Raw genomic sequence first — 17,166 nt, forward strand, 5'->3', positions numbered from 1 at the left:
CCCTGCCGCACGCAACCCGCGGCCTGCCTAGAATCCATCCGCAACCCCGCCACACACCATCCCCGCCATGAACCTGACCGAACAAGTCCTTCACGTGCTCGACAACGCACTCAGCCTGCAAGGTCGCACCGCGGGTTTCACGCGCGACACCCCGCTGCTGGGCGCCCTGCCCGAGCTCGACTCCATGGCCGTGCTGGCACTGCTCACCGGTCTGGAAAACCACTTCGGCATCACCTTCAGCGATGACGACCTCCGTGGCACGGTGTTCGCCACCGTGGGCAGTCTGAGCGCCCTGGTGGAGCAGGGGCTGGCCCGGCAGGACCCATGAGCCTCCTCGGGCCTGTCCCCCTGCCACAGGCATTTTTCCTGCCGACCGGCTCCGGGCAGCGCTTTTGCCTGTTTCACCCTCCGCAAGGCGATGTCCAGCGGGGAGGCGTGCTGTACCTGCACCCGTTTGCCGAAGAGCTCAATGGCACGCGGCGCGTGGTCGCTCAGCAGGCGAGGGCGCTGGCGCAAGCCGGCTACGGCGTGCTGCAGATCGACCTGCTGGGCTGTGGCGACAGCGAAGGCGACTTTGCCGATGCCACCTGGCAGGCCTGGCTGCAGGACGCGCTGCTGGCCCACCGCTGGCTGCAAGAACACGCCAGGGGCCCGCTGTGGCTGTGGGGCCTGCGCGCCGGCGCCCTGCTGGCCACGGCGCTTGCGAGCGAGCTGGCCGATCCTTGCCATTTGCTGCTGTGGCAGCCGGCCATCCGCGGGCAGCAGCAGCTGCAACAATTTCTGCGCCTGCACACCGCCAGCCAGTGGCTGGGCAATGGCAACGCCAGCGGACCGCCGCCAGCGCACCTGCTCGACAAGGGCCAGTCCGTGGACATTGCCGGCTACACCCTGACCCCCACACTGGCGCAGGGTCTGGCTGCGGCGCGGCTGCAGCCACCACAGAAGCCCCCAGGTCGGCTGGTCTGGCTGGAGTTGTCAGCCCAGGCAGAGCCCATGCTGACCCCGGCCTCCGTCCAGCATCTCGCCCTTTGGCGCGACGCAGGCTGGGCGGTGTCTGCACTGGCGCTCACGGGCCCGCTTTTCTGGCAAACCGTGGCCCACGATGAAGCCCCCGCCCTGTTGCAGGCAACGCTCGACACGCTCCACGGGGCAGGCGCGCAGGGAAAGACGCCATGAACTGCCAAGAGCAACCCCTGGTCATCCCCGGCCCCCACGCGCAAGACATGCTGGGCATCGTCAGCCTGCCCGCACCGGGCACACCGCAGTCCACCACGGGCGTGGTGATCGTCGTGGGCGGCGCGCAATACCGTGCAGGCAGCCACCGGCAGTTCGTGCAACTTGCCCGATTTCTGGCTGCCGCAGGCTACCCGGTGTTGCGCTTTGACTTCCCCGGCATGGGGGACAGTCCAGGCGATCCCGTGCCCTTTGAAGACTCCGCCCCCCACATCGCCGCAGCCATCGACGCCTTGTGCAGCCACCCCGTGAAGGTGGACAGGGCCGTGCTCTGGGGCCTGTGCGACGGAGCCTCGGCCAGCCTGCTCTACCTGCAGGCCAGGCATGACCCGCGGGTGACGGGACTGGTGCTGCTCAACCCCTGGGTACGCTCCGACGCCGGACTGGCCCGCGCACAGGTCAAGCACTACTACCGCCAGCGCCTCCTGGAGCCCGCCTTCTGGCGCAAACTGGTCGCCGGCGGCGTAGGCTGGCAGGCGCTGCGTGGCCTGGGGCGCAACCTGCGCACCATGCGGCAGGAATCGCCCCAAACGATCACATTTCAAGAGCGCATGGCGCAGGGGTGGCAGGCGTTTCCTGGGTCCATCCTGCTGCTGCTGAGCGAGCGTGACCTCACGGCACTGGAATTCGTCGAACACGCGAACACCAGCAGCGGCTGGATCGGCTGGTCCCGAAAAGCCGCACTCATCCGGCACACACTGCCCCTGGCCGATCACACCTGCTCTGCCCCCCAGTCACAGCAATCCGTGCAGGCCCTGGTACGGGACTGGCTGGACGCGCTGGTACGCCCATCCACTTGAGCGCTTCATCGGTGGAAAAACCGATGACGGCTTTGAGCACCTTGGCTGAACGGAACCCTTCCCTTTTACGTTTCGCGAGATGCCCGTAAGTCCTTTTGTTTGGTCACAACCGGCAGCAGCCGGGCCATCCGCCCAATCCACGCCCCCGTGACATGCCGACCACCTGCCAATAAACCACGCAATCTGCGCCGATCGAACGCTACCAGCCCGACACGCTCGCGGCGCTGGGCCATCCAGTCGCGCTTGTAGGCGTCGTCACCGCTGAGATAGTCAACCTCCCGCACCCCATCCACGTCCATGGCATGCGCCATCAGTGCCGCCGTCAGGACCGAGCCGGGCGACAAGCGGTCCTGCCCCTTCACATAAGCCAGCTTGTAGATATTGGCCTTGCCACCATGCACCAGCCAGACCTGCGCTGCCAGGGGCTGCTCGCCCAGCCACAACACGCCCAGCCGCAACCAGCCTTCGTGCGCGGCGGTGCGCACCAGCCCTGGCATGAAGCCGGGACAAGGCTCCGGCGGCTTCCAGCTTTGGGCATAGACCGCCTGGTACGCGGCCAAAGCCCGGTCCACGTCGGTCGATGCACCGGTATGGATGTCGATGCGCCACGCCCCCGCACGGTCGAGCCGGCGCCGGCCCCGCTCCACACTGTGGCGCAGCGCAGATGGCCGCTGCTGCCAATACACAGCAAACCCGCCCTGCGGCACGATTTGGTAGTGGTTACCGAAACAAAAGAACCGGTCAGTCCAGTATCCGGCGGCTTGCAGCCCGCACTGCAGCGCCGCCAGCCACGCACTGTCGGCATCCAGCGGCTGCAGACGCAGCACGGCGCTGCCCGGCAGCTGTCGCAATGCCTTTGCAAACGCCTGCCACTGCTGGGCAGAAAGCTCGCCAACCGCTTGCGCCGAACCCACCGGGCCATAGAGGCAGCTGTAGTAGTTGCCCAGCGCAGCTAGCGGCTCGCCGGGCGCCTGCTGCATCAGGTGCAGGTGCGCAACCCCCGCCCCGGATGACACGGGCAGCGGACATGTCCAGTGCCGGTGGGGTGCCCGCTCGAAACCATGGGCCTGCAAATTGGCAAACCAGGCCTCGGTCTCAAACACGTCGCCGGGCATGCCGTCGCCCTGCCCTGTTCGTTCAGCGGCCGATGGCCAGGTAGTCGAACCCCTGGCTGCGCACCCAGGCGGGGTCGTAAAGGTTGCGGCCATCCACGATGAGCGGCTGCTTGAGCCGCGCCTTGAGAAGTTCAAAGTCAGGGCTGCGGAACTCTTTCCATTCCGTCACGATGACCAGCGCGTCCGCCCCCTCCAGGGCCTCGTTGGGTGTCTGCGCATAGCGGATGCGCGGCTCGTCGCCCAGCACGCGCTGTGCCTCCGACATTGCCACCGGATCGTAGGCGGTGACGGTGGCGCCAGCAGCCAGCAGGTCGGCCAGCAGCTCCAGACTGGGCGCTTCGCGCATGTCGTCGGTGTTGGGCTTGAACGCCAGGCCCCACACCGCAAAATGCCGGCCCGAGAGGTCTTCACCCAGCCGCTGCTTGATCTTGTGGCCCAGCACATGTTTTTGCGCGGCATTGGCGTCTTCCACCGCCGTGAGCACCTTCAGGTTCAGGCCTGCATCGGCCGCAGCGGTCTTGATGAGGGCTTTCACATCCTTGGGAAAACACGAACCGCCGTAGCCACAGCCCGGGTACAGAAAGTGATAGCCGATGCGCGGGTCTGAGCCCATGCCCTGGCGCACCATTTCAATGTCGGCGCCCAGCTTTTCGGCCAGATTGGCCAGCTCGTTCATGAAACTGATGCGCGTGGCCAGCATGGCGTTGGCGGCGTATTTGGTCAGCTCGGCGCTGCGGGCATCCGTCACGACCAAGCGATCACGGTTGCGCTGAAACGGCGCGTACAGCGCACGCATGAGCAAAATGGCCCGCTCGTCGGAGGCGCCGACGATGATGCGGTCCGGGCGCATGAAATCCTCGACCGCCGCGCCTTCCTTGAGAAACTCGGGGTTGGACACCACCGCATAAGGCGTCTGCGCGCCACGCTGGCGCAGTTCGTCGGCAATGGCGGCATGCACCTTGTCGGCCGTGCCCACAGGCACCGTGCTCTTGTTCACCACGACCTTGTAGTCGGTCATGAGGCGGCCAATATTGCGCGCCGCAGCCAGCACATATTGCATGTCGGCCGAGCCATCTTCATCGGGCGGCGTACCTACCGCAATGAACTGCAGGGTGCCATGCTGCACGGCGCGCGCCACATCCGTGGTGAAGTGCAAGCGGCCGGCCGCTACATTGCGCTGCACCATGTCCTGCAAGCCGGGTTCATAAATGGGGATCCCCCCCGTCTCCAGCACCCGGATCTTCTCCTGGTCGAGATCCAGGCACAGCACATCGTTGCCCACCTCGGCGAGGCAGGCCCCGCTGACCAGCCCCACATACCCTGTTCCGATGACTGTGATTTTCATGACGCCTCAATAAGAAACTGTGCCGCGCTGGCATGCCAAAAGGCATCATAGCGACGACGCCCCATCCAGCGGCCGGTGGATTTTCAGGACTGTGCCACCAGAAAAACCCCTGCACAAATCAGGGCAACCCCGCCCGCGCGCAACGGGGAAACCTGCTCGCCCAGAGCGAACCCCACCACCACCGTAAGGGCGAACCCCAGCCCGACGAGCGGATAGGCCTTGCTGACATCCCATTTCGACAGCACGCCCAGCCAGATGACGGCCCCCAGGCCATACAACACAAATCCCCCCAGCACATATTGGTTGGCCATCACCAAGACCAGATGGACCAGCGAATGCGGCTGCGCCATCGCATCCCGCACCCCCGGGTCCGACATGCCGGCCTTCAGCAAGAACTGCGCAGCCACCGACAGCACGACGCTCAGCAAGGCAATCGCAAAGGTGTTCATGGATAAAGTTCCCAAGTGAAAAAATGCGCTGCCATGGCTGCGGCGATCATGGCCAGCACCGTCAGGCGGCTGCCACGGTTCTTGAGGGCGTAGACAACCGGGTCATCGTGCATCTCACCGCGCGATGTCTTGATCCACAGGCGTGCCATCCAGTACACCAAGCCGATGGCCACGAACCACAGCATTTGCGGGGTGGCGTAGCGCGCCTGGGTCTCGGGCGCGCTGATGAACAGGCCGAACACCACCACGGCACACAGCGCTGCGCCAACCCCCAGTGGCCACAGCACCACCAGATCGCTTACCCGGTAATCGCGTCCACGGGTCGCACCCGCGCCGGCGTCTTTCAGCGACACCAGTTCCGCACAGCGCTTGACCAAGGCCAGGCTCAGAAATATGAATGCCGAAAAGGCCAGCAGCCAGGAACTGGTGATCGCACTGATCGCCACCGAGCCTGCCAGTATGCGAATGGTGTAGAGAAGCGACAGCATGAGCACGTCCATCAACACGTATTCCTTGATCACCCAGCTGTAGAAGCTGGTCAATACCAGGTACGTCACCAGCATCCCGAGAAATCCTTGCGACACGACACTGGCCAGGCCAAGCGCCGACACCAGCGCGATGCCCGCCACCAGCAGCCCCTGCAGAATCGGCAGCGCGCCGCTGGCAAAGGGACGCAGGCGTTTGCGGGGATGCGCGCGGTCGCTTTCGAGATCCCACAGGTCGTTGACGATATAGGTTGCGGATGCGGCGAGGGAAAACGCCGCAAAGGCCAGCGCCATGCTGGCCAGCTTGTCCATGCGGGTGAATTCGAACGTGGTGAGCAGCGGAACGAACAGCAACAGGTTCTTGATCCACTGGTGTACCCGCAGAGCCCGCAGCCACACCGCCATGCTGCGGGCCTGCTTCGGGTACTCGCGCTCGATGGGCACTTCGCGCCGCACCTGGGCCGCTGTGCGGTGCGCCACACCCACCAGAATTGCCGCCTGGGCCTGCTGCCAGATCGGCAGATCGGCGTTGCAATCGCCGGCATAGACAAACGCCTCGCCCACTTGTGCCTGAATCGCCTGGAGTTTCGCCCGGCCCTTCAGGTTGTTGCCACCGTGGGTGGAAAGCACCTTGTCGAAAATCCCCAGGTGCCTTGCCACCCCCTGTGCGGTGGTGTGGTGCGCCGCCGTGGCAAGAACGATTTCCCGCCCCCTGGATTTCTCTGCGCGCAGGTACTCCAGCAGCGGTGTGCAATAGGGAATGTTTTCAGCGTCGAGGGTGACGCGGGACGCAATGGCCTCCTTGAACCCTGCCCGGCCACGCATCAGCCACAAAGGCAAGCGCAAAACGCTCCACGGAGAACGCTTGAGCAGCCGGACCAAGGACTCCAGCAAGGTGTCCGTGGGCGTCAGGGTGCCGTCCAGGTCCACGACCAGGGGCAAGTTCGATGTCTGGACCACACTCCCCTCCTCCATGAAGTGAAGCCCGTTGTAGCAGATAACCCTGCCAGCACCACACTCTTTTTACCCGCCACTACCAAAGTGGTATGGAAATAGCCAGAAGCTCTTTAAAACAAAGAGTTTACAGCTACTCAATTGATAGCAAACAACAGATGATGCAAGCACAGTGCAACCCGCCGCCCGAGCCCTGTGCCGTTGGCATTGCGCTGAAATGAGGCCCAAAGCGCATGTTTCTTGTTCCGGTTCACGCAAAAATGCTTGAAGATGTTTCTGTTGCATGGAGCAATGCAGGGCTGCTGCTGCGAGCCAACATGCCCTCTCTGCTGCCAACGCCGCCGTGGCTGCCAACACCTTGCTGAGACAGCGGAAAAGTGCTGGCGATCGCACACTCAATCTAGGTTTTTCGCTATGGGTTTTGCTCAATTTTTAAGCATGACTGGAGCGAATCTGCGGACTATCCGAGCCGGCCAACAGACCAATCCACACCGCCACCAAACCTGGCTGCAAGCTGTGACATCCAGTTTCCTCTTTCGCCCCCCCCTCTCCGACAATTCCTTATCGGTCGCAGACCCGCACGGTCTGCGCCCGTAGTCCATACCGGCAAGCAAACGCTTGTTGCGCAGATTTCGCCCCCTATGCGCTTAGGGAGGGCCTGGTTTCATGGCCCTCCCCGGCAGCGGCGCAAGCCGTTTGCCAGCACATATCAGCAACCCCCTCCATCGAATGGCCCGAAATACATGAGCACTCCACTTTTCCAGAAAGACACAATAAGAAACAATTGTCGCAACAGGCTTACAGGCCTGCTTCTATTAGCCACCTTGTCAGCCTGCGGTGGCGGTGGCGACAGCGCAGCACTCGAAATGCAGTCTGCGCAAATGCCCGCGACCGACACCGCAATTGAGCTCCAGCGACAGCGCACCACCCCTCCGGGCCAAGACAAAACCACAACAACCGACACGAGTACAAGTACAAGTACAAGTACAAGTACAAGTACAAGTACCACTACCACTACAGCCCCGATTGCCACGGCCCCATTTAGCTGCGCAGCCGGTGCAATCACCTGTATCGAGGTAGCATCCACCAGTTCACAGGCGCAGGCCAGCCTGCCAGTTACCTTTGGTCAACCGTTCAAGGCGGGCGATTGGCTGCACACCACGCAAGGGCTTGTTGCCCAGGTGGGCGGCGCTACCATCCCCCTGCAGGCCGACGAGATCTCTTCGCACCGCGACGGCTCCGCCCGTTTTGCCGTGCTCAGCGCGCAGTTGAGCAACGTCCAGCCGGGCGAAGCACGCATCATCAATATCTTTCCAGGCGCCAAGACCAGCAGCACTCCCAACGTGCCCGCATCCCCTGACTGGAACCTGGAACTCGAAGCCCAGGTGTTTGATGCCAACGGCAACGTCACCGCCACCCTCATCGCGCAGCCCCAGACCCAGCTGGTGAACCAGATTGCCAGCAACACGGGCCGCCGCCTGGCTGGCGCCGTGGCCAGCGAATACACCGTGGCTCTGCCGTTCAAAGACAAAGCCAGCGGCACCCAGCACCCGCACCTGACGGCCCGCCTGCACACTCGCCTGGTGGACAACGGCCAGCGGATCCGAACCGACGTGGTGATGGAAAACACCCGCACCTGGACGGCCAACCCCGGCAACATCACCTATTCGTTTGCCGTGAAGCGCAACGGCAGCACGATCTACACCCAGCCCAAGTTCACCCACTACCACCACGCCCGCTGGCACAAGGTGCTGTGGACGGGCGCCTTGGCCGAGCCGCAGGCACGGGTGCGCCACAACATGCCTTACTTCATGGCGAGTAAGGCGGTGTGGAATTACGACTTGAACGTCAAGATTGCCGAAACCACCTTGGCCAAGGACTATGCGACGCTGACCCAGGCCCGCACCGATCAAGCCGCACTGGGCCCCATGGGCAATGGTCTGCTTGAGAAGTACTTCCCAATGACAGGGAGCCGTAGCGACATCGGCCCCTACCCCAGATGGACTGCCAACTATCTGGTCAGTCAAGACGATCGGGCACGCGAAACCATGATGTCCGTCGCAGACTCGGCCGCGTCTGTGCCGGTGCACTACCGCGACGAAGACACAGGCTACCCGCTTGACCTCGACCGCTATCCAAACGTATCTATCACACCTGAGTGGTCGACTCCGGTCCTGCCCACTGTGGTCAACGGCACGACTATCTGGACCCCGGACATCGCACACCAGGCCTCCTTTGCCTATGTGCCCTATCTCATCACGGGCGACGCCTTCTACTTGGACGAGATGATGTTTTGGACGGCCTGGAACGCCGCCGTACCCAACCCGACTTACCGCGGGGGCGGACAAGGTCTGGCCAAAGACAACCAGATTCGTGGTCAAGCCTGGGCCATGCGCGCCCTGGGCGAAACGGTCCGGTCTCTGCCCGATAACCACCCACGTAAAAGCTACTTCAGCGGACGCTTGGGCATCAACCTTGATTGGTACGCCAAGCAATACCCGCTGAACCCCAGCGCCGCCTCGCTTTATCCGCTGAACGCGCTGCCCAAGCCCGATGAGCCCCATCTTGTTGGGCCATGGCAAAGCGACTTCTTCGGAATGGTTTTCGCCCAACTGGCAGAAAACGCCGAGCCGAATGCCAAGCTGGTGCTCGACTGGGCAAGCAAGTTCAACATCGGACGCTTCAACAGTGAAGCGGACGGGTTCTGCACCGCACGTGCTGCGGGCTACTACTGGACGATCGTCAACGCGCAGAGCGCGCCCTACACCACTTGGCGCGATCTTTACCAAGCGAACTATCCAGGCGAAGTGTGCAGCTCGGTGACGACCATCGACGGATACCCCAATTGGGCAGGGGGTTACGCGGCCGGTGCGCGAGCCATGATGGCATCGGCTGCCAACGCCGGGGTAACCAACGCCTCCGCCACCTACACGAAGTGGCGCAGCTTGACTCAGGCGATGGATCAAGACTTCGCCACCGATCCGACCTTCGCGATCGTGCCCCGTTAACCAAGCGTAAGCCCTGGGGGTGGCAATGGCCACCCCTGCTTTCAGCCGCACTCGGCCGCAAGGCCTGGGCGGCTGAATTGTTTCTTGCCATCCCCCGCCCAAGTGGCGCAAGGCCGAACCTCAGGCCGACGCACCTGGCGCAGGCCGAAACCCCGATCCGCCACGGGGTGGTCTAGTCACAAGGCTCGTGCGTTGACCTCTCGTAGATCGCCGAATAGACACCCCGGAAACGAAGATCGCCCAAGACACTGTGGGTGGGCAGATTCCCGGCCCGGCCGTCCTCGCGCATGACTACGATGAATCGGTAACAAGGCGAGATGTGCCGAAGGTCGAAATCGGGGTAATCGCGCCGACCGGCGACCACGTCATCAAGATCGGCCAGGGGGATTTTCTGCAGTTGCGCGATGCTGGGCGACACGAGTGACCTGTCCTGGAAGGCAATGGTCTGTGCTCCGTGAATGGGGTAGGCAAAAAGACCGGGCCAGAAAACGCCACGGGAGATAACGGCGTACCCAGCGTGCTCCGTCAGTGGAATACGTGGCAGCCCGAGCGGGCTGCTGGTGCCCACCACCGCCACGACAGACGATTGCCTTGGCAGCTCCTGGTACGAGCGCATCAATTCCTTGTGAATGGGCTCATAACCCAACCAATCCTGGCGCACCAGCAGCACGCGCACGGCCACCAACAGAAGCAGCCCGACCAAGCCCCACGGCTGCCATCGCCCGGCGCCGCGCTCGCCCGGAAGAACCAACACGGAGACAAACAGGGCGATGGCAATCGGCAGGCGTTGATCAGCACCATAGCTGGAGAACAACTGGGTGGGCATCACCAAGTGCAGCAACAGCAAGATCGCCAAGCCCAGCAACAGGTACCTGTCGCCAGACAGACGACACAGGCGAAGCCAGAACGCCCCGACCAGCATTAACACAGTCACCACTGCCAACAGCAGATCGGTACGGACATTGGGCCCGACCAGAAGCCCCACAACAGCCGAGACCTTGCTCATCCAAGGCCCCCAGGCCACCGAGTGGTTGCTCTCAAACACTGGCGCCCCCAACGCAAAAACACCCAGCGCGACCAATACTGGGCTGAGGCGGTAGGCGCATTCGAGAATCCACTGCTTGGACAGCAAGAGCAAACTATCAACCGTGCGAAATGTGAGCACGGTGATCACGATGCAGAAAACCGCAAACGCGTAAAGGTGCAAGCCCAGCATCAACGTGGCCAGCGCACAGGCCATCGCATACCAAGAGATTCTTTGCCCCTGGTCGACCTTTTTCAACCAGAAGGAACTGAGGACGAAACCCATGCCCAAGGAAAATAGATAGCCAAGGAACCCCCAGAAAAAGAGCCGGTTATAAACAAAAAGAAACGGCAGAAAGCTCCAGAGCGTGTACCGTCCCCAAAGTACGCGCCCCAGAATGGCAGGACCAAGCGTCAAAGATGCAATGGTCAATACAACAAAAGTGCGCCCTGCATTCTCTAACGACACGATTTGAGACAAAGGACCCACGATCAACTCGAACGCCATATTGGGTTGAAGTGCCCAAACAGGCTGCACATGTGGAACAGCCTGCGCCGAAGCAGATGACATCCAGATATAGACACGGGCCAAATGGTTTGGGTAATCCGCCAGCGGTGGCTGCAGAACCGACAACACGGGAAAACTTGCCATTACCAACAAGGCCAACCAGATCACAAAAAATCTTCTACTCCCCACCTATATCTCCCTATCAACACGTTAAAAATCACGGTTGCCGTAAACGGATTAACAGAGACCCAGACATCACTCTCTCAATTCACTTTAAAGAGCGCGATCGCATTCACATCGGTGGCCGCAAGAACGAGAGGCGAGTACACGACGGCACATCCTCCCCAGCTGAGCCGTGGCAGAGCGCACCGGACGGGTTCACCGCTGGGACGGCCGTTGGATCAGGAGCTTCTGCCCCCCGCTGCCGAAACCTCCAACAGATAAAAGTAGATATGAAATTATCAAATTGTGCAAAATTTGATGGTGGACTATTCTAAAAAGTGTGAAAACACGCATACCTCAGACCTAAGCCTGTAGCATCTGCCGTGCCCATCCCGTCCGAGCAGGTGGCGCACAGGCGAAGGTCCTCTCCGCGTCAGTCGCACGACGGGATGTGTTCCCAACTATGGAATCTCATTCGTGTCCTCGGTCCGCCAAAAAGTCGCCCTGCAGTTTCTCGTCAGCAACTTGGCTCTGGTGGCCAACTTTGTGCTGACCATCGTGCTGGCCCGCCTGCTCAGCCCGCAGGACATTGGTATCTTTTCCATGAGCGCGGTACTCATGGCGGTGGCCCACGTGTTCCGAGACTTTGGCGTTACAGCTTTCATCAAGCGCGAAAAGGAACTCACCCACGGCAGCCTGCGCAACGCGCTTGGGGTTTTGCTGGCCACCTCATGGAGCGTGGCAGGGGCGATGTACTTGAGCGCTCCTTACTGGGCCGAATTTTTCCGCGAGGGGCGGGTTGAGCCAGTGGTTCAGGTGCTCGCCATCGGTTTCGTGTTCATTCCGTTCGGGGCCATTCCGATGGCTCTCCTGTCGCGCGAGATGGCAGTGGAAAAGTCGGCTCGGGTGACAGCAGCCAGCACCGTCGTCTTCTTCATCGCCTCTGTAGTGCTCGCGCTCAAAGGATTCGGCCCCATGACTATGGCCTGGGCCAACCTGATCAACATCATCGCCACCGGCGCCATGGCCCGGTGGGCCCTGGGCAGGCCGCTGCCCTGGCTGCCGGCCTTTGATCAGAGTAAAGGGATCGTGCACTTTGGAGTAGGTAGTCTGCTTACCGCCCTGCTCAAAGCTGCGGATAGCGCCCTGCCTGACATTCTGCTGGGCCGTAAGATGACGCCAGCCGATGTAGGCCTGTTCAGCCGCGCCAACTCCACGGTGAACATGGTGAGCACGGCCCTGCTGCCCACCGTGAACTACTTCGCCCTGCCCTACATGGCCAGGGTTCACCACGCCAATGGGCCTGTGGCACATGAGTACTTGCGGGCCACCTCTCTAATCAATGCCCTGATGCTGCCCGCCTTGGCCGCCATTGCGGTGCTAGCACATGACATCGTGAGCTTCCTGTACGGCAAGGCCTGGCTGGACGCCGTGCCCGCCATCCCCTGGCTGTGCCTTGCCTACGCAGTGAGCAGCCTGTTCACGCTGAGCGCGCCAGCACTCACAGGTGTGGGCAAGCCCTATGCCGCTATTGGCCCCACTGCCTTGCTGGTGGTGGCCAAGGTCGCGTGTGCGCTGTGGCTGATGGATGGCACACTCAACACCTTTGCGCTGGCCATGGCTTTGGGCCAACTGCTGAGCCTGCCTTATCAGTTGTGGATTCACCAGCGTCACCTGAGCCTGCCGTGGACCGATTGGGCCAAAAGCACCCTACCGCTGCTGGTGCAGACTGCGCTGGTGGGTGCGGTGTGCTTCGGCATCCGCGAGGCATTGCCCGTGAACACGCCGGCTTGGGCGGCCATCGCGACCGTGGGTGCGGGCGCCTTGGTTTCCTTCCTGGCCGGCTGCTTCCTGCTGGCTCTCCCGATGGCAGACGAATTGAAGCGGCTGCAACACGCGGTGCTGCAGCGCGCGCGAGGCAACACGTGAGCTCTCGGTCTGATGAACACGTATTACGGCCCACAAACTTCAGCAGCAGAGCCGGGCTGTTGATCGGTCACACAAACTTGTGCATCGCCTGACAAGATGGTGCACCACCACTCCAACACCATGAACCAGCCCCGAGTCTCCGTCGTCATCCCCGTGCGCAACGGCAAGGACTACATACAGGAAGCCCTAGACAGCGTGCTGCAGCAGTCGTTCACCGACCTGGAACTGCTGCTCATTGACGACGGCTCCACCGACGACGACTACGACCGGTACGCACTGCAAGACGAACGGGTGCGCGTGATCCACCTCACGGGAACCGGCGTCTCGCGGGCTCGCAACGTGGGCATGGCGCAATCGCGCGGGGAATTCATTGCCTTTCTCGATGCCGATGACGTGTGGTTCCCCGGCAAGCTGGAGGCGCAGGTGCGCTACTTTGATGCGCACCCCGATGTGGGGGTGGTGTTTGGCAAGTTCATCCGCTGGCATGCTTTGCCTGGTGGCGGGTTTGCGCCGGCCAGTTCGTTGACGATAAATGTCAGTGATCTCACCGAGTCGGATGCTGAGCGCTCTGGTTGGCTCTATGCAAGATTGCTCAAGGGGCTATTGGTGGGAATGAACACGGCAGTCATTCGCCGAACTGTGCATCAAGCTATTGGGGGCTTCAACGAATCGATGCGCCAAGGCGAAGATTACGATTTTTGGCTCAAATCATCTCGCATAGCAGAAATGCACTCACTGAACGGATCCATCGCACTCTACCGAATTCACGGTGCAAGTGCGATGCACAAACTATCAGATGAGAATCATCTAGCCAATCTAATAAAAGTTGCGACGCTTCGATGGAATATTAATTCACGCGCAGGAGATGAGATCACCTCATCCGAACTCAATCGACGCTTAGGAGAGGCAAACTTCATGCATGGATATTCCCACTATTGGGGCGGGAACAAGTTTGTAGCCCAAAAGAGCTTCATCCAATCTCTGTCACATGGCCACAAAAAGACAAGGAGCTTAATCTATGCAGTTCTATGCTACTCCTTAATCGTTGTCAAAACATTAACCGGGCACAAAGATCAACAACAGCCTGCTCAGCAAAATAAACAGCACAAAAAATGAACACCCGCCTCCCCGGATTCCAAAATAAAAACCAAAGCGATGACTCCCAAATCACTCATGAGAGGCTTCGCAAAATTGCGGACTCGGCAGCCGACAACCCTTATGACAAAAAAGCAACAATTACATCAATCAAAGAAACCATTCTAGACTCCATCAAATGGCGACTAACCTACATATTATCTATTGCTCCGCCTCATGAGAACTGGTATCTCGCTGCGTCTCTCTGGCCACTCTTAATTGACACGACAGAGAAGGCTGAACAACTGGAAATTCTAAAAAGGGCTATCGACAAGCAACTGGATAGTACAGGGGCATGGAAGTACCCCCTGAATACCGCGTTCAAATTTTTGATGTGCACCCATGTTGTGAGACTATGGGAGCTGACTGGGGACGAGCGCTACCTAAATGCAACGATAAATGCCCTAAATCAGGTTAAAGAGATGAAGCGAGCTCCGAATGGAGCCTTCCTTTATCTACCAACCAGAGACGAAATTCTCGTTGATACCCTTGGCATGATCTGTCCATTTTTGGGAGCCTGCGCCAAGTCGCTTGGCATCGATGAAGCAGGCGAGATTCTAAGAGAACAATTGCAAATTTACTGGGGAAACAATATGGACTCAGAAACCGGATTGCCATTCCATGGCTATTATGCCGGCGGCCCCAAAAAACTGGGTAACCTAGGCTGGGGCCGAGGCGTCGGATGGTATATGCTGGCAATGGCTGCCGCCCAAAAGTGCATGAGGCCGGATACAGATTTCGCAAATCAGATGTCCGACTGGAAGCTCCGAATTTTACAAACACTGATAAAAATCCAACGCACAGACGGACACTGGAGCGAATTTACCCTAATCAAATCCAGACCCGACTCCTCAGCAACAGGCATGATTTTACTCGCCCTGACCTCCGAGAACAAAAGCACTGAAGACCTGGACCAAATTCAACTCAAATCACTAAAAAATTCAATACAATCAGCAAGGCTGGCGCTTCTAAAATCCATTGGGAAAAACGGATTGATTCAACATGCAACAGGCGAAGCTCCAGCACTTGGCAGCTACTCCCATGCACATGGGAATTACCCTTGGGCCCAGGGTTTTGGCACAGCGGCCCTAGCGCAATCGAATCGATGGTTACAACAAAACTCATCGCACATCTAGAACCCCTCTCTCAAACAAATCGATTCGATTGAACTCAATTTATCGTACTGCGACGCTCAGATGAAAAACGTCTCACCCTCTCGGATTATTATTTACGGCGCCGTTTCACGTCCGCCATCCGACAGCCCAAGAGCACTGGATAAAATTAAACAACTGATTCATCGCGCCATCGACCGATTTGCGATAAAACTAAATTTCCACCAAAGAATTGATTACAAGAACTATGAGAGGCGATGGACTTACAACAGAGGCGATCTTGCAATTGCAGATTCAGTTCAAGAAACTCTGAAAAAAATTGGATGCACTCTGCCTGCCGTTCGTGCAAACTGGGGCGAGCTGTCTGAAGTTGGCCTGACCGATCTGGACACTGTGATCGTGGCGGGGAGCGGTTACATCCACCCCGACAAGACTGGCAACCTGCATGCTCGGATTTTCTCCGATTATCACGCTTTTGCAAAGTATCAATGCCGCGTTGCCCTTATCGGAATCGGAGTAAATGTGCTACTCGACTGGGACCGATCGAAAGCAACCCATTTGGCACCAGATTCTCGCGATGTTCTGGAAAAAATTTTTCAGCTATGCTCGTCCATTACCGTCAGGGATGAGCAGTCACAAAAATTCATTCAGCAACTGGGCAACCACCCCACCTCGATCATTGGGGACCCTGCACTGTTTCTATCCGAACAAGGCAGTGAGCACAATGACAAAAAACCTGACTCAGGCCCTAGGATTGGCCTAAGCATTCCATTTCACGGCACAGAGCCAACAGAATGGATTCGAGACAACATCAAGTCCTTCGTAGAATTTTTGAGAAAAATTCAGAAATCAAAAAAGGCCAGGTTCGAGTACTTCCTTCATTACGATTCCGAAAGGCTGGTTTATGAGGTGATGCGGGACTATGGCCTTGATGTCACATTGAGGGAAGGCGACACTCAAACACTCTTGAGGCACTACCATGATCTGGATTTGCACATCGGCGGCATGCTGCATTCGTGCATCATGGCAAGCTCGCAGCGCATTCCAACGATCGCCCTGGCATACGACGCCAAGCACTTTGGATTTTTCAAGCTTTTGGAAAGAGAAGAGTTCTGCGTTTACAACCAGTCGCTGGACTATTCGAATCTCCATAGTCTGATTGACAAGATCATCAACAACCTGCCCACCCAAAGGCAGAAGCTTGATAAAAAGATCAAGCAGCTTGAGACTGGGTATAGAGAGGCAATCTCAAATGCAGTCTCTATGGAGACTCCTGCCATCGCGAGAGTGCATTGAGTTCGAGTTCAAGCTGGGAGTGTCGCGCAGGATGCAGGCCGCACACGCAGCTTGAGCCAGATAGCTTGCATCAAACGCCGGCTCTCGGGAGTTTCATCCAGAGAAGCGCCATTCCCACCGCAGCGGCAGCATGGACGCAGCACCTCGCGCGCCCCACGCCATCACGACCTTGGCCAGCTCGTGTGTCTCGCTAGCCGCGGCCTCTTTGTAATCGGCATGGCCTTCGCCGAAGTCGATCACTTGAATGCCCAGCTGTTCGCTGCGCTTCATGATCTCGGCCAGCAGCACCTTGCCGGGCGAGTACTTGGCGTGCCCGGGCTCGTACACCGGGAACCAGTAGTGCAGCCGCCCGCCCCCCAACAGCCCCAGGTGGGCGGCGATGAGTACGTCGCCGCAGTACAGCACACTCAGGGGTGCCGAGAAACCGTCGCTCTGGCCTGAGGCCAGCGCCTTCAGAAAGGCCTGGTGGTCGGCCTGGTAGAGCGCGGCCCCTTCCTTGCCGGTGCGGGCGTACTGGTTGCGTATTTCGGCGAATGTGACCGGTCATTTCGGCGCATCGTGACCGGTGGTCAGAGCGATGTTCTCAGCGCCGTTTCGGTAACGTGACCGCCCG

Annotated in this window: 14 protein-coding genes; 8 read left to right on the forward strand and 6 right to left on the reverse strand. The window is 59.6% G+C overall.

The features are described from left to right. Positions 1-67 precede the first annotated feature (67 nt). The 3 genes from BLW02_RS09395 to BLW02_RS09405 are packed head-to-tail and all read left to right on the forward strand — an operon-like array spanning position 68 to position 2,033. Positions 68-328 (forward strand): acyl carrier protein, encoded by a 261-nt coding sequence (locus tag BLW02_RS09395; RefSeq protein WP_092698038.1) that lies wholly within the window; start codon positions 68-70, stop codon positions 326-328. Further along, complete coding sequence (locus tag BLW02_RS09400) at positions 325-1,176, forward strand: hydrolase 2, exosortase A system-associated (protein WP_092698039.1); 852 nt, start codon at positions 325-327, stop codon at positions 1,174-1,176. Before BLW02_RS09395 ends, BLW02_RS09400 begins: the two co-directional genes overlap by 4 nt. Next, positions 1,173-2,033, forward strand: coding sequence for a hydrolase 1, exosortase A system-associated (locus tag BLW02_RS09405; RefSeq protein WP_092698040.1), 861 nt, complete (start codon positions 1,173-1,175; stop codon positions 2,031-2,033). Before BLW02_RS09400 ends, BLW02_RS09405 begins: the two co-directional genes overlap by 4 nt. Before the next feature lie 65 nt (positions 2,034-2,098). On the opposite strand, the gene BLW02_RS09410 is transcribed toward BLW02_RS09405, so the two are convergent. The 4 genes from BLW02_RS09410 to BLW02_RS09425 form a co-directional block, all read right to left on the reverse strand. Further along, positions 2,099-3,148: a GNAT family N-acetyltransferase gene (locus BLW02_RS09410; protein ID WP_244273656.1), complete on the reverse strand. Its 1,050-nt coding sequence runs from the start codon at positions 3,146-3,148 to the stop codon at positions 2,099-2,101. A gap of 22 nt (positions 3,149-3,170) precedes the next feature. Next, complete coding sequence (locus BLW02_RS09415; protein WP_092698041.1) at positions 3,171-4,493, reverse strand: UDP-glucose dehydrogenase family protein; 1,323 nt, start codon at positions 4,491-4,493, stop codon at positions 3,171-3,173. 83 nt (positions 4,494-4,576) lie between these two features. Further along, complete coding sequence (locus BLW02_RS09420; protein WP_092698042.1) at positions 4,577-4,942, reverse strand: DMT family transporter; 366 nt, start codon at positions 4,940-4,942, stop codon at positions 4,577-4,579. Further along, positions 4,939-6,387 carry a UbiA family prenyltransferase gene (locus BLW02_RS09425; RefSeq protein WP_092698053.1) on the reverse strand — a complete coding sequence of 483 codons (1,449 nt, stop codon included), beginning with the start codon at positions 6,385-6,387 and terminating at the stop codon, positions 4,939-4,941. Before BLW02_RS09425 ends, BLW02_RS09420 begins: the two co-directional genes overlap by 4 nt. 1,175 nt (positions 6,388-7,562) lie before the next feature. On the opposite strand from BLW02_RS09425, the gene BLW02_RS09430 reads away from it, so the two are divergent. After that, on the forward strand, positions 7,563-9,389 hold the full coding sequence (locus tag BLW02_RS09430; protein ID WP_244273657.1) for a hypothetical protein: 1,827 nt from the start codon (positions 7,563-7,565) through the stop codon (positions 9,387-9,389). 172 nt (positions 9,390-9,561) lie between these two features. On the opposite strand, the gene BLW02_RS09435 is transcribed toward BLW02_RS09430, so the two are convergent. Next, entirely contained in the window at positions 9,562-11,088 is a 1,527-nt protein-coding gene (locus tag BLW02_RS09435) for a hypothetical protein (protein WP_139285345.1), read from the reverse strand. 471 nt (positions 11,089-11,559) lie between these two features. Between BLW02_RS09435 and BLW02_RS09440 the strand changes: the two genes are divergently transcribed. From BLW02_RS09440 to BLW02_RS09455, 4 genes are all read left to right on the forward strand, one after another. Beyond that, positions 11,560-13,011: an oligosaccharide flippase family protein gene (locus BLW02_RS09440; protein ID WP_244273658.1), complete on the forward strand. Its 1,452-nt coding sequence runs from the start codon at positions 11,560-11,562 to the stop codon at positions 13,009-13,011. 120 nt (positions 13,012-13,131) lie between these two features. After that, positions 13,132-14,127 (forward strand): glycosyltransferase family 2 protein, encoded by a 996-nt coding sequence (locus BLW02_RS09445; protein WP_092698056.1) that lies wholly within the window; start codon positions 13,132-13,134, stop codon positions 14,125-14,127. Continuing rightward, a complete protein-coding gene (locus BLW02_RS09450) occupies positions 14,124-15,281 on the forward strand; it encodes a glycoside hydrolase family 88 protein (RefSeq protein ID WP_092698044.1) in 1,158 nt (385 codons plus the stop codon). The genes BLW02_RS09445 and BLW02_RS09450 overlap by 4 nt, the downstream gene beginning before the upstream one ends. A gap of 60 nt (positions 15,282-15,341) precedes the next feature. Next, a complete protein-coding gene (locus tag BLW02_RS09455) occupies positions 15,342-16,553 on the forward strand; it encodes a polysaccharide pyruvyl transferase family protein (protein WP_092698045.1) in 1,212 nt (403 codons plus the stop codon). A gap of 93 nt (positions 16,554-16,646) precedes the next feature. Here BLW02_RS09455 and BLW02_RS09460 read toward each other — a convergent pair whose 3' ends face one another. After that, a complete protein-coding gene (locus BLW02_RS09460; protein ID WP_244273660.1) occupies positions 16,647-17,078 on the reverse strand; it encodes a GNAT family N-acetyltransferase in 432 nt (143 codons plus the stop codon). Positions 17,079-17,166 lie beyond the last annotated feature (88 nt).

This window comes from Acidovorax soli (genome assembly GCF_900107605.1).
Taxonomy (GTDB): Bacteria; Pseudomonadota; Gammaproteobacteria; order Burkholderiales; family Burkholderiaceae_C; genus Acidovorax; species Acidovorax soli.

Excerpts from the sequence above, each read along its gene's own strand:
- BLW02_RS09395 (WP_092698038.1), top strand. The coding sequence starts at position 68 with ATGAACCTGACCGAACAAGTCCTTCACGTGCTCGACAACGCACTCAGC.
- BLW02_RS09400 (WP_092698039.1), top strand. The coding sequence starts at position 325 with ATGAGCCTCCTCGGGCCTGTCCCCCTGCCACAGGCATTTTTCCTGCCG.
- BLW02_RS09405 (WP_092698040.1), top strand. The coding sequence starts at position 1,173 with ATGAACTGCCAAGAGCAACCCCTGGTCATCCCCGGCCCCCACGCGCAA.
- BLW02_RS09410 (WP_244273656.1), bottom strand. The coding sequence starts at position 3,148 with ATGCCCGGCGACGTGTTTGAGACCGAGGCCTGGTTTGCCAATTTGCAG.
- BLW02_RS09415 (WP_092698041.1), bottom strand. The coding sequence starts at position 4,493 with ATGAAAATCACAGTCATCGGAACAGGGTATGTGGGGCTGGTCAGCGGG.
- BLW02_RS09420 (WP_092698042.1), bottom strand. The coding sequence starts at position 4,942 with ATGAACACCTTTGCGATTGCCTTGCTGAGCGTCGTGCTGTCGGTGGCT.
- BLW02_RS09445 (WP_092698056.1), top strand. The coding sequence starts at position 13,132 with ATGAACCAGCCCCGAGTCTCCGTCGTCATCCCCGTGCGCAACGGCAAG.
- BLW02_RS09450 (WP_092698044.1), top strand. The coding sequence starts at position 14,124 with ATGAACACCCGCCTCCCCGGATTCCAAAATAAAAACCAAAGCGATGAC.
- BLW02_RS09455 (WP_092698045.1), top strand. The coding sequence starts at position 15,342 with ATGAAAAACGTCTCACCCTCTCGGATTATTATTTACGGCGCCGTTTCA.